The 13,859-nt window shown below is 61.7% G+C and carries 12 protein-coding genes; 9 read left to right on the top strand and 3 right to left on the bottom strand.

All coding sequences use genetic code 11. The features are described 5' to 3' along the window. Positions 1-55 precede the first annotated feature (55 nt). Genes BM046_RS03265 through BM046_RS03255 form a run of 3 tightly spaced genes read left to right on the top strand, consistent with a single transcriptional unit; the run spans position 56 to position 3,326 of the window. Complete coding sequence (locus BM046_RS03265) at positions 56-1,531, top strand: flavin-containing monooxygenase (RefSeq protein WP_090536968.1); 1,476 nt, start codon at positions 56-58, stop codon at positions 1,529-1,531. A gap of 15 nt (positions 1,532-1,546) precedes the next feature. Further along, complete coding sequence (locus tag BM046_RS03260) at positions 1,547-2,356, top strand: SDR family NAD(P)-dependent oxidoreductase (protein ID WP_090536966.1); 810 nt, start codon at positions 1,547-1,549, stop codon at positions 2,354-2,356. 28 nt (positions 2,357-2,384) lie between these two features. Beyond that, entirely contained in the window at positions 2,385-3,326 is a 942-nt protein-coding gene (locus tag BM046_RS03255) for an alpha/beta fold hydrolase (protein ID WP_090536965.1), read from the top strand. Between the two features lie 40 nt (positions 3,327-3,366). Here BM046_RS03255 and BM046_RS03250 read toward each other — a convergent pair whose 3' ends face one another. Next, positions 3,367-4,521, bottom strand: a complete 1,155-nt coding sequence (locus BM046_RS03250; protein ID WP_090536963.1) for an acyl-CoA dehydrogenase family protein — start codon at positions 4,519-4,521, stop codon at positions 3,367-3,369. Positions 4,522-4,724: 203 nt separating this feature from the next. Between BM046_RS03250 and BM046_RS03245 the strand changes: the two genes are divergently transcribed. Then, entirely contained in the window at positions 4,725-5,963 is a 1,239-nt protein-coding gene (locus BM046_RS03245) for a CaiB/BaiF CoA transferase family protein (RefSeq protein ID WP_090536961.1), read from the top strand. Positions 5,964-6,005: 42 nt separating this feature from the next. Here BM046_RS03245 and BM046_RS03240 read toward each other — a convergent pair whose 3' ends face one another. After that, positions 6,006-6,494 (bottom strand): Lrp/AsnC ligand binding domain-containing protein, encoded by a 489-nt coding sequence (locus tag BM046_RS03240; RefSeq protein ID WP_090536959.1) that lies wholly within the window; start codon positions 6,492-6,494, stop codon positions 6,006-6,008. A 142-nt stretch (positions 6,495-6,636) separates the two neighbouring features. Here BM046_RS03240 and BM046_RS03235 point away from each other — a divergent pair, with 142 nt between their 5' ends. Genes BM046_RS03235 through BM046_RS03225 form a run of 3 tightly spaced genes read left to right on the top strand, consistent with a single transcriptional unit; the run spans position 6,637 to position 9,418 of the window. Then, on the top strand, positions 6,637-7,935 hold the full coding sequence (locus tag BM046_RS03235) for a D-amino acid dehydrogenase (protein ID WP_090536957.1): 1,299 nt from the start codon (positions 6,637-6,639) through the stop codon (positions 7,933-7,935). Then, positions 7,910-8,266 carry a RidA family protein gene (locus tag BM046_RS03230; RefSeq protein ID WP_090536955.1) on the top strand — a complete coding sequence of 119 codons (357 nt, stop codon included), beginning with the start codon at positions 7,910-7,912 and terminating at the stop codon, positions 8,264-8,266. Before BM046_RS03235 ends, BM046_RS03230 begins: the two co-directional genes overlap by 26 nt. Positions 8,267-8,308: 42 nt before the next feature. After that, entirely contained in the window at positions 8,309-9,418 is a 1,110-nt protein-coding gene (locus BM046_RS03225; protein ID WP_090536953.1) for a YkvI family membrane protein, read from the top strand. 70 nt (positions 9,419-9,488) lie between these two features. On the opposite strand, the gene BM046_RS03220 is transcribed toward BM046_RS03225, so the two are convergent. Next, positions 9,489-9,956: a MaoC/PaaZ C-terminal domain-containing protein gene (locus tag BM046_RS03220; protein WP_090536951.1), complete on the bottom strand. Its 468-nt coding sequence runs from the start codon at positions 9,954-9,956 to the stop codon at positions 9,489-9,491. Between the two features lie 205 nt (positions 9,957-10,161). Here BM046_RS03220 and BM046_RS03215 point away from each other — a divergent pair, with 205 nt between their 5' ends. Then, positions 10,162-11,847 (top strand): long-chain-fatty-acid--CoA ligase, encoded by a 1,686-nt coding sequence (locus tag BM046_RS03215; protein WP_090536949.1) that lies wholly within the window; start codon positions 10,162-10,164, stop codon positions 11,845-11,847. Between the two features lie 256 nt (positions 11,848-12,103). Further along, complete coding sequence (fadD1, locus tag BM046_RS03210) at positions 12,104-13,792, top strand: long-chain-fatty-acid--CoA ligase FadD1 (protein ID WP_090536945.1); 1,689 nt, start codon at positions 12,104-12,106, stop codon at positions 13,790-13,792. Positions 13,793-13,859 lie beyond the last annotated feature (67 nt).

Genomic DNA, 13,859 nt, shown 5'->3' with positions numbered 1-13,859 from the left:
GCCCCGGCAGAGCAATCTGTCGGGGCTTCTGCTTTCATGGAGCAGGAGAGCTTGCATGCATCAACAACAAGAAGAACAATTTCAGCCGACTCCCCTCGATGTACTCATCATAGGTGCCGGTCTGTCCGGGATAGGGATGGCCAGGGCGCTGACAAGGCGCTGTCCGGACAAGCGTTATCTGATCCTTGAGCGGCGCCAAGCAATAGGCGGTACCTGGGATCTGTTTCGCTACCCCGGTATCCGCTCGGATTCGGACATGTATACCCTCGGCTATGCGGACAAGCCCTGGACCGGGCGCAAGGCCATTGCCGACGGGCCGGATATCAAACGCTATATAGAAGAAGCGGCTGAGGAATCCGGTGCGGTGCACAACATCCGCTATGGCCACCGGGTGCTTTCCGCCAGCTGGGACAGCGAGCAGGCACTGTGGACGGTGCGGGTGCAGATCACCGACGGCACAGGCCAGCGAGAAGAACAGTTGCAGGCCCGCTTCATCGCTTCCTGTTCCGGCTATTACAGCTACGACGAGGGATATCGCCCCGGGTTTCCCGACGAAGCCAGCTTTGCCGGGCAGATCATCCATCCCCAGGCCTGGCCCGAAGGGCTGGATTGTCGGGGCAAGCGGGTGGTGGTGATCGGCAGCGGTGCAACGGCCGTGACCCTGGTGCCGGCCCTGGCTCGGGAGGGCGCCCATGTCACCATGCTGCAGCGTTCGCCAAGCTATGTATTTGCCCGTCCCCAGGTCGACCGCCTGGCCCAGGGCATGCAGAAATGGCTGCCACTGCCGCTGGCCTACCACCTGACCCGCTGGAAGAACGTGCTGCTCGGCAGCTTCTTCTATCGGCGGGCCCGCAGCCGGCCGGAGGAGGCCAGCCGCTACCTGCTGCAACTGGCCCAGCGGCAGCTGGGGCCGGACGTCGACATGCGCCACTTCACCCCCGACTACAAGCCCTGGGACCAGCGTGTCTGCGCCGTGCCTGATGGGGATCTGTTCCATATGCTGCGGGCGCGGCAGCTGGAGGTTGTTACCGATACCATAGAGCGCTTCACCCCGGCTGGTATACAGCTGAGCAGTGGCGCAGAGCTGGAGGCGGACATCATAGTCACAGCCACGGGCCTGAAGCTGACCGCCCTCGGCGAGGTGCGCCTGGAAGTGGATGGACAGCCGGTGAACACCGGAGAATGCCTGACCTACAAGGGCATGATGCTCAGCGATGTACCCAACCTCATCCAGGTGTTCGGATATACCAACGCCTCCTGGACCCTGAAGGCGGACCTGACCTGCAACTATCTGGCCCGGCTGCTGCGCTACATGGATCGCCGCGGGCTGCGGGTCGCAGTGGCCCGGCGCACGCCGGACGTGCAGGAGCAGCCCTTCATCGACTTCACCTCCGGCTATGTACAGCGCGCGGCGGACATTCTGCCGAAACAGGGCGACCAGCCAGCCTGGCGCGTGCACCAGAGCTATCTGAAGGACAAGCTGATGATCCAGTATGGCGAGCTGGATGACGGCGTTCTGCGGTTTCAGTAACTACCGGGGGCGAATATGGATATCAGGGAATGTGTGGCAGTACTGACCGGTGCCGGCAGCGGCATCGGTCGCGCGCTGGCGCAGGCGCTGGCAGAGCAGGGGTGCCATCTGGCACTGGTGGACATAGATCCGGCTCGGCTCCAGGAGACTGCCGAGCAGGCCAGGCACCAGGGTGTGGTGGTTTCCGAGCACCCGCTTGACGTGGCGGACCGGCAGGCGGTGGCCGCCTTGCCGGAGCAGGTGCTGGCCCGGCACGGCAGGGTGGACCTGCTGATCAACAATGCCGGGGTCGCCCTGGGCGGAACCTTCGAGCAGGTAACGGTGGAGAACTTCGACTGGCTGATGGCGATCAACTTCGATGCCGTGGTCTGCATGACCCGGGCCTTTCTGCCGCTGCTGCGCCAGCGCCCGGTGGCCCGCATCGTCAACCTGTCGAGCCTGTTCGGATTGGTGACACCGGCGGGCCAGACCGCCTACTGTGCCAGCAAGTTTGCCGTCCGGGGCTTCTCCAACGCCCTGCGTCTGGAGCTGCGCGGTGGTCCGGTCGGGGTTACCGTGGTGCACCCCGGAGGCATTGCCACGGCCATCGCCACCAGTGCCCGGGTTCCCGAGGGGTTGTGCGAGGCGGAACGGGAGCAGCGCATGCGCCGCACCGAGAAGCTGCTGCGCATGCCGCCGGCCAGGGCGGCGCAGATCATACTCGACGGCATTCGCCGTGACCGGGAGCGGGTCATTGTCGGCAAGGATGCGCTGATCCTGTCCTGGCTGGAACGCCTGATGCCGGTGAACTACTGGCGACTGCTGCCGGGAATCGACAAGGCCTGACCCCGGAGTTTCAACAAGGAAAAGAGAGATGGGATATCTGTTACTGCTTGTGCTGCTGATCGTCGCCGGGCTCATGGTGTTCAGCTTTTTGACGGCCCGGCGGATCGAGCTGGGGCTGCCACCCGAAGGGCGCTTCATCACCATCATGGGCAACCGCATCCATTACGTGGAGCAGGGCTCCGGCCCCCGCACCGTTCTGCTGGTGCATGGCCTGACCGGCGTGTTGCAGAACTTCACCTATGCCATGCTGGGCGAGCTGGCCAGGGATTGCCGGGTGATAGCCATCGACCGGCCGGGCAGCGGCTACTCAAAGCGCCCGCTGCGCTCATCCGCCTCCCTGGCGGTGCAGGCGGATGTGATCGCCGGGCTGATTGATGCCCTGCAGCTGGATCGCCCGGTAGTGGTAGGGCATTCCCTCGGTGGCGCGGTAGCGCTGGCTGCTGCCCTGCGGCACCCGGACAAGATCAGCGCGCTGGCGCTGATCGCCCCTCTGAGCCGCATGCCGGCCGGCGGGCCACCCGGTATCTTCGCCAGCCTGAGGATCCGCTGGCACTGGCTGCGCTGGCTGTTTGCCTGGACCTTGATGCTGCCGCTGGCCGCGCGCCAGCGTGAAAGGATCATGCAGACGGCCTTCGGTCCGGAGGCCGTACCTGCGCACTTTGCCCTGCGTGGCGGTGGCGCCCAGGCCATGCGTCCCAGCAACTATATCGCCGCCTCCCGGGATCTGGTGGCACTTGAGCCGGTACTGCCACGGCTGCAGGAAGGCTACGAGGACCTGCAGCTGCCCGTGCATATCCTGTATGGCTGGGGCGACCGCATCCTGGACCCGCAGGAACAGGGCAGGGTGCTGGCCGATCAGTTGCCGAAAGGAGAGCTGGAGCTGGTAGAAGGGGGACACATGCTGCCGCTGACCCAGCCACAGCGTTGCGTGGAGTTCGTGCGGCGTACCCTGCAGCAGACGGCAGGGTGACGGGACAGGGCGAGGCCCAGGCCTCGCCCTACGGAGGAGCTCAGTCCTCGATCTCGCGGATCATGTTGCGGGCGATGATCACCTGCTGGATCTGGGTGGTGCCTTCATACAGCCGGAACAGGCGCACGTCGCGGTAGAACCGCTCGATGGCGTACTCGCTGATGTAACCGGCGCCGCCATGGATCTGCACGCCCCGGTCGGCTACCCGTCCGCACATTTCGGTGGCGAACATCTTGGCGCAGGAGGCCTCGGTGCTGATGTTGCGGCCTTCGTCACGCTTGCGCGCGGCATCCAGCACCATGCAGCGGGCGGCATAGATCTCGGCCTTGCTGTCGGCCAGCATGGCCTGGATCAGCTGGAAATCGGCAATCCGCTGGCCGAACTGCTTGCGCTCGACCGCATAGCGCAGGGAGTCATCCAGCATGCGCTCGGCGGCGCCGACCGACAGGGCGGCGATATGCAGACGGCCCTTGTCCAGTACCTTCATGGCCGTCTTGAAACCGACGCCTTCCTTGCCGCCGATCAGGTTGGCGGCCGGCACGCGGACGTTGTCAAAGATGACGTCGGCGGTATGCGCACCTTTCTGGCCCATCTTCTGGTCCGGCTTGCCGATGGTCAGCCCCGGAGTGCCGCGCTCGACGATGAAGGAACTGATGCCACCAGCGCCGCGGATCTCCGGGTTGGTACGTGCCATGACGGTGAAAATACCGGCGTGCGGAGCGTTGGTGATGAAGCGCTTGGTGCCGTTGAGCACATAGAAGTCGCCATCGCGCACCGCGGTGGTCTTCAGCGAGGCGGCGTCGGAGCCGGAGTCCGGCTCGGTCAGGCAGAAGGAGCTCAGGTACTCACCGGCGGCCAGCCGTGGCAGATAGTGGGCCTTCTGCTCTTCGGTGCCATCCAGCAGGATGCCGATCGAACCGATGCCGTTGTTGGTGCCTATATAGGAACGGAAGGCCGGGGAAGTGCGACCCAGTTCGAAGGCGATATTCACCTCCTCTTCCATGGTCACGCCCAGGCCGCCGTACTGCTCCGGGATGGTCAGACCGAACAGGCCCATTTCCTTCATCTGTTCGACGATATCCGCCGGGATGCTGTCGGTCTCTGCGACTTCATGTTCACGGGGAATCAGTTCCTGATTGACGAACTGGCGGATCGAGTCGAGCAGAATCTGTAGGGTTTCCGGATCGCGAATCATGGTCTCTCCTGAGGGCCGGTATGTGCCTTGAAAATAGTCCCGTTAGGGGGAATTTGCCTGCAGCATGGTAGCGCTGTGCGGGGGCAATGATCAATAATAACAAAACCAAATACCGCTCTGCGGAATTTAAGCGAGGTGTGTGATCCGGGTCTCGGGTCTTTTAAGATGCCTCCACGACGTACTGAGAATATAGCGAGAGAATAATGGGCGCACTGTCAGGAATACGGGTACTGGATCTGAGTCGGGTGCTGGCCGGGCCCTGGTGTGGGCAGATCCTGGCGGATCTGGGGGCCGAGGTGATCAAGATAGAACGACCCGGCAGCGGTGACGATACCCGTGGCTGGGGACCGCCCTGGATGCCGGACGAGCAGGGCGGCTCCAGCGGCGAGGCAGCCTATTACCAGTCCGCCAACCGGGGCAAATCCTCGGTGGCGGTGGATCTGGCAACCGCCGAGGGGCAGGAGCTGGTCCGGGCACTCGCGGCGGACTGCGATGTGCTTATCGAGAACTACAAGGCGGGATCCCTGGCCCGTTACGGGCTGGATTACGCCTCGCTGTCCGCATTGAATCCGCGTCTGGTGTACTGCTCCATCACCGGCTTCGGCCAGACCGGCCCCCGGGCAGAGGAGCCCGGTTATGACTTCATCATCCAGGGTATGGCGGGGTTGATGAGCATTACCGGCGAGCGTGACGATCTGCCAGGTGGCGGGCCGCAGAAGGCCGGCGTGGCGGTCGCCGATCTGATGACCGGACTCTATTCCACCATTGCCATCCAGGCCGCCCTCATCGACCGCCAGCGCACGGGGCGGGGGCAGCACTGCGACATGGCGCTGTTCGATGTCCAGCTGGCTACCCTGGCCAACCAGAACATGAACTACCTGGTATCCGGCCGGGTGCCCGGGCGCTACGGCAACGCCCACGCCAATATCGTGCCCTATCAGGTATTCAGGGCATCAGATCGGGAGTTCATCATTGCCTGCGGCAATGACAGCCAGTTCGTTGCCCTGTGTGGGGCGATAGGCCTGCCGCAATTGCCGGAAGATCCGCGTTTCGTGCGCAATGCCGACCGGGTGCAGCACCGCGAGGAGCTGGTGGCCCTGCTGTCAGAACACTTTCTCGGGGCCAGCGCCGACGAGTGGGTTGAGCGTATCCAGGCGGTCAAGGTGCCGGTCGGGCCGATCAACAATATCGCCCAGGCGCTGGCCGAGCCCCAGGTTCAGGCGCGGGACCTGCTGGTGAATATTCCCCATCCACGCAACAGCGCTTTCACCATGGTCGGCAATCCGATCAAGCTGTCCGCTTCGCCGGTCCGTTACCATCGGCCGCCGCCGATGCTCGGACAGGATACCGACCGCGTTCTGAGCGAGCGCCTGGGTCTGAGTCAGGACCGCCTGGCCGAACTCAAGGCACAGGGCGTGATCGAGCAATCACCCCAAAGCTGAGCTAAGCTGAAATTGACCAGGGGGCTGGCCACAGTCCCCTGGTTATTCAGGAACCGGTAACGCCAGCGATTCCTTTACCTCTTCCATGACGATGTAGCTTTTCGACTCACGGACATGGGGCAGCTTGAGCAGTATGTCTCCGAGCAATTTCCGGTAGGACGCCATCTCGTTGATGCGTGCCTTGATCAGATAGTCGAAGTCACCGGATACCAGATGGCACTCCAGCACATGCGGCAGTTTCAGCACCGCTCGGCGGAATTCCTCGAAGATGTCGCCTGATTTGTATGACAGGCTGATCTCCACGAACACAAGCAGGCTGGCGTTCAGATGCTCGGGGTTGAGACGGGCGCTGTAGCCCATGATGACTCCCTCGCGCTCCAGTCGACGGACGCGCTCGGTGCAGGGGGTAGTGGACAGTCCAACCCGTTCGCCCAGTTCGGTAAAGGCCAGACGGCCTTCGGCCTGCAGTTCACGAAGGATATGACGATCGATTCGGTCCAACTCGCGTTGGGCTTTATGTTTGGTTCTCATTGGTGAATCTGACTAGACCTTAAGCTAATTGAACGGGATTAAGCGCTAAATATAGCGGGTAAAACAGTGAAATCAACTGTGACGGCTCTCCTATAATCCGGCATTCGTGATTGACCCCCGACCGGGGACGAGGAGTTAGGCAATGCATATTCTGGTTCTTGGCAGCGGCGTTGTGGGTACCACCAGCGCCTATTATCTGGCTCGGCAGGGCTTTCAGGTGACGGTGATCGACCGTCAGCCGGCGGTCGCGGAAGAGACCAGTCATGCCAATGCCGGACAGATTTCACCCGGCTATGCCTCGCCCTGGGCTGCGCCCGGGGTGCCGCTGAAAGCCATCAAGTGGATGCTGCAGAAGCATGCGCCGCTGTCGATCCGGCCCACTGCCGACATCAACCAGTACCTGTTCATGGCGCGCATGCTGCGCAACTGCACCGCTGCCCGTTACGCGGTGAACAAGGAGCGCATGGTGCGTCTGTCCGAATACAGCCGTGACTGCCTGGATGAACTGCGCGTGGAGACCGGTCTCACTTACGAGGACCGCCAGCGCGGTACCACCCAGCTGTTCCGTACCCAGGCGCAACTGGAGGGGGCGGCCAAGGACATCAAGGTGCTGGAGCAGATGGGCGTGCCCTACGAGCTGCTGGACAGCAAGTCGCTGGCCAGCGCCGAGCCGGGGCTGGCCAAGGTCGCCCACAAACTCACCGGGGGTCTGCGTCTGCCCAATGACCAGACCGGCGACTGCCTGCTGTTCACCCAGCGCATTGCGCAGATGGCCCGTGACCTGGGTGTGGAATTCCGCTTCAACCAGAATATCGAGCGTCTGGATTATGCCGGTGACCGTATCAACGGTGTGTGGGTTGACGGCAAGCTGCTGACCGCCGACAACTACGTGCTGGCGCTGGGCAGTTACAGCCGGCAGATGCTGGCGCCGCTGGGCATCAAGGCGCCCATCTACCCGCTGAAGGGTTACTCGATCACCGTGCCGATCATCAATCCCGATGCGGCGCCGGTGTCCACCATGCTGGATGAAACCTACAAGGTGGCCATTACCCGTTTCGATAATCGCATCCGCGTCGGTGGCATGGCGGAAATCCGCGGCTACGACCTGAAGATCGACCCGCGCAAGGGTGAAACCCTGAAGATGATCGTCAATGATCTGTTCCCGGATGCTGCCGATACCAGCGAGATCAATCTGTGGACAGGCCTGCGCCCGGCTACCCCGGACGGTACCCCGATCATCGGGCCGACCCGCTACCGCAACCTGTTCCTGAATACCGGTCACGGCACCCTGGGCTGGACCATGGCCTGTGGCTCCGGTCGCCTGCTGGCCGATCTCCTGGCCAGGAAAAAGCCCCAGATCAGCACCGAGGGTCTGGCCATTTCCCGTTACAGCAACAACAAGGAGGCCAGCAAGCATGGCAATCCAGCGACTGCACACTAACAGGCGCATGAGCCAGATCGTGATCCATAGGGACACCATCTATCTGGCCGGACAGACCGCCGAGAACACCGATACGGGTATCGAGCAGCAGACCGCCGATACGCTGCAGGCCATAGAGGAGCTGCTCGCCGAGGCGGGCAGCGACAAGGAGCATATTCTTTCGGTAACCATCTACCTGAAAGATATGGAGCGCGATTTCGCCGGCATGAATGCCGTGTGGGATCGCTGGCTGCCCGAGGGCGTTGCCCCGGCGCGGGCCACAGTGGAGGCCGGGATGTGCGAGTCCGACATCCTGGTGGAAATGTCAGTAACCGCCGTCAAGCGTGAGTGAGACGGCCGACTAGAATTATAAAATTACAGTTGAGATAGAAGAATGAATAAATACTCCTTGCAGATCGCGTTGGCCTACATGTCCGTGGTCATTGGTGGTGGTTTTGCCTCCGGTAACGAGGTGCTGCAGTTCTTTACCGGGTACGGCCTCGCCGGTATAGCGGGATCGGTAGTGGCAGCGGTGCTGTTTGCCTTCCTGGGCATGCAGATCGCGCGGATCAGCTCGATCATGCAGGCCGGTTCGCACAAGCAGGTGCTGTATATCCTGTTCGGCGAGAAAGCCGGTTTTGTAGTGGATGTCATCCTCTCCTTCTTCCTGTATGGCGTGGGTGTGGTGATGCTGGCGGGTGCGGGCTCGACCCTGGCCCAGCAGTTCGGTCTGGCGCCCCTGGTGGGCTCCATCCTGATGACGGTGCTGGTCATCGGTACTCTGTGCCTGAACGTCAAGGGCATCATCAACCTGATCAGTGCCGTAATGCCCTTCCTGCTGGTCATGGTGCTGGCGATCACCATCTATTCCATCTATACCAGCACGGGTTCTCAGGCCGAGTTGTCGGCGGTATCCGAGGACATTCCGGTCATCACCTTCCTCGGCGCTGAAGTGCCGAACTGGGCGCTGAGCGGATTGCTGTATGCGTCCTTCAACATTGCTGTGGGCTTCCCCATGCTGGCGGTGATCGGTGGTCTGACCAAGCAGCCCAAGGCGGCAGCCCTCGGCGGTATCGGTGGTGGCCTGGGGCTGGGTTTCCTGATCATCGTGCTGAACATCGGCCTGTTCGCCAACCTTGATCGACTGGTAGGTGTGGAGATTCCGACCCTGCTGCTGGCCCAGGCAATCCATCCGTGGCTGGCTGTGCTGATGTCGCTGGCGCTGATCTGCATGATCTACAGCACCGCGGTAGGCATGTTCTTCGCATTCGGTGCGCGCTTCGCCACCCCGGAAACCGGGAGTTTCAAGGTGCTGAGCGCCATCTTCGCGGTCATCGGTCTGGGGCTGAGTCAGGCCGGCTTCACCAAGCTGGTGGGTACCGTGTATCCCATGCTGGGTGTGGTAGGTCTGGTGCTGATCATTGCCATTGCCATGAGCTGGATTCGTACCCGCAACCGCAGCGCCGAGGAACTGGCGGCGGACCCGCGCGTCCAGCAGAAATAACGCTGGCAACGCCTGAAACGACAACGGCCGCCCCGGGGAGGGAGCGGCCGTTGTCATTTCTGCGTCAGGTTCAGCAGGTTACCGGCGGCAGGGTCGGCCGGTCGATCTTCACCTTGTCGGTCGGCGCCATCACGGTGGCGGTACCGTCAACCACCTTCTTGCCTTCCTGATTGACTACCCGGGTAGCGATGCGGACCCGGTTCTTCGGCAGCTTCTCCAGGATTTCCAGCTCGATGCGGATGTCATCGCCCAGGCGTACCGGGCGCAGGAAGCTCAGTTCCTGACCGATATAGATACTTCCGGGCCCCGGCAATTCACAGGCAATGGCAGCTGAGATGAGGGCACCGGACAGCATGCCGTGGGCGATCCGCCCCTTGAATGGGGTGGCGGCGGCAAATTCCTCATCCAGATGCACCGGGTTCACATCCCCCGAGACAGTGGCGAACAGGATCAGATCCCGCTCGCTGACCAGATGAGTGACACTGGCCGTATCGCCGACGGACAGCTCTTCATAGGTACGGTTTTCCAACATCGACATCGACTAGACTCCATTTGATCCGGACCGGCGCGAGCGCTCCGGAAGTGTCAGGAAACAAAAATGAAACAAAAGCGCGTTTTGTATTTTGCCGTATTGCTGGTAATTTGGCGCAGAGCCACGGCTAGGGGCTGAATAATAACAACACAAGTGTCCATCGAGGCATGAAATGGACGCTTGGCTTACTCCAACGGGAGAGATGGAGCCAATGGAAGCATCGTTCTGGAATGACAAGCGCCCCAATGGGGTCAGCAATGATATCGACCTGAGCCAGTTCGGCTCTATCCTCGAGGTGTTTGACGCCTCCTGCGCCACCCATGCCGACCGCCCGGCCTTTACCAATATGGGTGTGACCCTGACCTGGGGGGATATCGAACGCTACTCTGCGGCCTTTGCCGGCTATATCCAGAAGTACACCGATCTGAAGCCGGGTGACCGGATCGCCATCCAGATGCCCAACGTGCTGCAGTTTCCGATAGCGGTTTTCGGCGCCATGCGCGCCGGTCTGGTTGTGGTCAATACCAATCCCCTGTATACCGCCCGGGAAATGCGCCATCAGTTCACCGATTCCGGTGCGCGCGCGCTCATCTACATGAACATTTTCGGTCATCTGGTTCAGCAGGTGCTGCCCGATACCGACATCAAGTACCTGTTCGAGGCGCGCATGGGAGACATGCTGCCCGGGCTCAAGGGTCTTCTGGTCAATGCTGCGGTCAAGCACGTGAAGAAGATGGTGCCGCGTTACAACCTGCCGCAGGCCGTCTCCTTCAAGAGTGCGCTGGCACGCTGCGAAGGCGTCAGCCCGGTTCCGGTTACACGGACGCTGGATGACGTTGCCGTACTGCAGTACACCGGAGGCACTACGGGTGTGGCCAAGGGCGCCATGCTCACCCACGGCAACCTGGTGGCCAACATGCTGCAGGTGCACGCCAACATGCAGCAGCTGGATCGCGAGGGCAACCGCCTGATGGAAGAGGGGGGCGAGGTGGTCATTGCACCGCTGCCGCTGTATCACATCTATGCATTCACCGTGCACTGCATGTGCATGATGCTGTCCGGTCAGCACAACGTGCTGATCACCAATCCCCGCGACATTCCCGGCTTCGTCAAGGAGCTGAAGAAGTGGAAGTTTTCCTCCATCGTCGGCCTCAACACCCTGTTTGTCGCACTGATGGATCACCCCGAATTCAAGGATCTGGACTTCTCCAGGCTCAAGAGCACCACTTCCGGCGGCACAGCGCTGGTCAAGGCCACCGCCGAGCGTTGGCAGAACAAGACGGGGGTGCTCATCGGCGAGGGTTATGGTCTGACCGAGTGTTCCCCGGTGGTCTGCGCCAGCCCGGGGGACGGCCTGGCCCGCCTCGGTTCCGTCGGCCTGCCGGTACCCGGTACCGCGGTCAAGGTGATCGACGAGCAGGGCAATGAACTGCCGATCGGCGAACGTGGCGAACTCTGCGTGAAGGGGCCCCAGGTCATGAAGGGCTACTGGCAGCGTCCCGAGGCAACCGCCGAGGTCATGGACAGCGAGGGCTGGTTCCGTACCGGCGATGTGGCGGTGATCGACGAGGACGGTTTTGTCAGCATCGTCGACCGTATCAAGGACATGATCCTGGTCTCCGGTTTCAACGTTTATCCCAATGAGATCGAAGATGTGGTCGCCGCCCATCCCAAAGTCGCCAACGCGGCGGCCATCGGCGTGCCGGACGAGAAATCCGGAGAAGCGGTGAAGCTGTTCGTCGTCCCTTCCTCGCCGGATCTGACGGTGGATGAGCTCAAGGCCTACTGCAAGGCCAACTTCACCGGATACAAGGTGCCGAAACACTATGAACTGCGGGAGTCCCTGCCGATGACGCCGGTAGGCAAGATCCTGCGCCGGGAGCTTCGCGACGCCTAGGTAACATCCCAGACAAACCGGCGGGCAGCGTATTTCGCTGTCCGCCGGTTTGCTTTTTCAGGGTCCGTTTTCCGGCTTGTGTAAGGGTCTGTAACGGGCCTCCCAGAAACTCTGGCCGGGTTTCTGAAAAACTGATAGGCTTCAGCCACTTTTCGACCGGAATGAGCTTAATATTCACGAACGGGTCGAGATCAGTACTGTTCATTACCAAATAAAACAGCAGCAACACTGCAATCGGACGCATCCAGGGGGCTTCATGCAAGAGAGTTTTTGGGCTGACAAGTATCCGGAGGGTATTCCCGCCGAGATCAATCCAGATCAGTACCCCAATGTTCTGGCAGTCCTGAAGGAATCCTGCGAACGCTTTGCCGACAAGCCGGCGTTCACCAACTTGGGCAAGACCATCACCTGGGGCGAGATGTACCGCCTGTCCGGGGAGTTCGCTGCCTATCTCCAGACCCACGCCGGGCTGCAGCCGGGTGACCGCATTGCCGTGCAGCTGCCCAACGTGCTGCAGTATCCGATCGTCGTTTTCGGCGCCATGCGCGCCGGCTATGTGGTGGTCAATACCAATCCGCTGTACACCGCCCGCGAGATGGAGCACCAGTTCAACGACTCGGGTGCCAAGGCGCTGGTGTGTCTGGCCAACATGGCGCATCTGGCCGAACAGGTCGTGCCCAGGACCGGGGTCAAGCACGTCATCGTCACCGAGGTCGGCGACATGTTGCCGCCGGTCAAGCGCCTGCTGGTCAATACCGTGGTCAAGCGGGTGAAGAAGATGGTGCCGGCGTTCAACATTCCGGGCGCCGTGCCCTTCGTCAAGGCGCTGAAGGCCGGTGCGGCCTGCAGCCTGCGTGAAGCCAGCCCGGCGGCCGAGGACACTGCCGTGCTGCAGTACACCGGTGGCACTACCGGCGTCGCCAAGGGTGCCATGCTGACCCACCGGAATCTGATCGCCAACATGCTTCAGTGCAAGGTGATGATGCCGTCGAACATGCGCGAAGGCGAGGAGGTCATCATCTGTCCCTTGCCGCTGTACCATATCTACGCTTTCACCTTTCACTGCATGGCGGTGATGATGCTCGGTGGCCACAATATCCTGATCACCAACCCGCGGGACATTCCGGCGACGGTCAAGGACATGGCCCGTCAGCGCTTCTCGACCTTCGTCGGCCTCAATACCCTGTTCGCCGCGCTGTGCAACAACGAGCAGTTCCGTCAGCTGGACTTCAGCGGCATGAAACTGACACTGTCCGGCGGCATGGCGCTGCAACAGGCGACCGCCGAACGCTGGCACAAGGTTACCGGCTGCGAGATCTCCGAAGGCTACGGCATGACCGAGACCAGCCCGGTGGTTTCGGTCAATCCGGCGGACGCGGTGCAGGTAGGCACCATTGGTATCCCGGTTCCCTCGACCCTGTGCAAGGTGGTTGACGATGACGGCCGCGAGCTGGGCATAGGTGAGCCTGGTGAACTCTGCGTGAAAGGCCCCCAGGTGATGAAGGGTTACTGGCAGCGCCCCGAGGCCACCGACGAGGTGCTGGATGCCGAGGGTTGGCTGCGTACCGGTGATATAGCGATCATCCAGGAAGATGGCTACATGCGCATTGTCGACCGCAAGAAGGACATGATCGTGGTCTCCGGCTTCAACGTGTACCCCAACGAGCTGGAAGATGTCATGGCCGCCATTCCGGGTGTGCTGCAGTGTGCTGCCATCGGTGTGCCGAACGAGAAGACCGGCGAAGCGATCAAGGTGTTCATAGTCAAGGAGCCCGGTGCTCAGCTGAACGCGGAGGATGTGCGCAGTCACATGCGTGACAAACTGACCGCCTACAAGGTGCCCAAGGAGGTCGAGTTCCGCGACAGTCTGCCGACCACCAACGTGGGCAAGATCCTGCGTCGCGAGCTGCGTGACGAGGAACTGAAGAAACTCGGCGCCGCATAACACCTGAGTCCGCATCTTTGCGACAATAGCCCCTTCCGGTATTTCCGGTTGGGGCTTTTTTGTGCGG

The organism is Halopseudomonas formosensis, from assembly GCF_900115905.1.
Classification (GTDB): domain Bacteria; phylum Pseudomonadota; class Gammaproteobacteria; order Pseudomonadales; family Pseudomonadaceae; genus Halopseudomonas; species Halopseudomonas formosensis.
Note: the sequence above shows the minus strand (reverse complement) of the source record. Positions and strands in the feature narration are given on the sequence as shown.

What these genes read in the sequence shown, in the direction of transcription:
- BM046_RS03265 (WP_090536968.1), top strand. Translation starts at nt 56, where the DNA reads ATGCATCAACAACAAGAAGAACAATTTCAGCCGACTCCCCTCGATGTA.
- BM046_RS03260 (WP_090536966.1), top strand. Translation starts at nt 1,547, where the DNA reads ATGGATATCAGGGAATGTGTGGCAGTACTGACCGGTGCCGGCAGCGGC.
- BM046_RS03255 (WP_090536965.1), top strand. Translation starts at nt 2,385, where the DNA reads ATGGGATATCTGTTACTGCTTGTGCTGCTGATCGTCGCCGGGCTCATG.
- BM046_RS03250 (WP_090536963.1), bottom strand. Translation starts at nt 4,521, where the DNA reads ATGATTCGCGATCCGGAAACCCTACAGATTCTGCTCGACTCGATCCGC.
- BM046_RS03245 (WP_090536961.1), top strand. Translation starts at nt 4,725, where the DNA reads ATGGGCGCACTGTCAGGAATACGGGTACTGGATCTGAGTCGGGTGCTG.
- BM046_RS03240 (WP_090536959.1), bottom strand. Translation starts at nt 6,494, where the DNA reads ATGAGAACCAAACATAAAGCCCAACGCGAGTTGGACCGAATCGATCGT.
- BM046_RS03235 (WP_090536957.1), top strand. Translation starts at nt 6,637, where the DNA reads ATGCATATTCTGGTTCTTGGCAGCGGCGTTGTGGGTACCACCAGCGCC.
- BM046_RS03230 (WP_090536955.1), top strand. Translation starts at nt 7,910, where the DNA reads ATGGCAATCCAGCGACTGCACACTAACAGGCGCATGAGCCAGATCGTG.
- BM046_RS03225 (WP_090536953.1), top strand. Translation starts at nt 8,309, where the DNA reads ATGAATAAATACTCCTTGCAGATCGCGTTGGCCTACATGTCCGTGGTC.
- BM046_RS03220 (WP_090536951.1), bottom strand. Translation starts at nt 9,956, where the DNA reads ATGTCGATGTTGGAAAACCGTACCTATGAAGAGCTGTCCGTCGGCGAT.
- BM046_RS03215 (WP_090536949.1), top strand. Translation starts at nt 10,162, where the DNA reads ATGGAAGCATCGTTCTGGAATGACAAGCGCCCCAATGGGGTCAGCAAT.
- fadD1 (WP_090536945.1), top strand. Translation starts at nt 12,104, where the DNA reads ATGCAAGAGAGTTTTTGGGCTGACAAGTATCCGGAGGGTATTCCCGCC.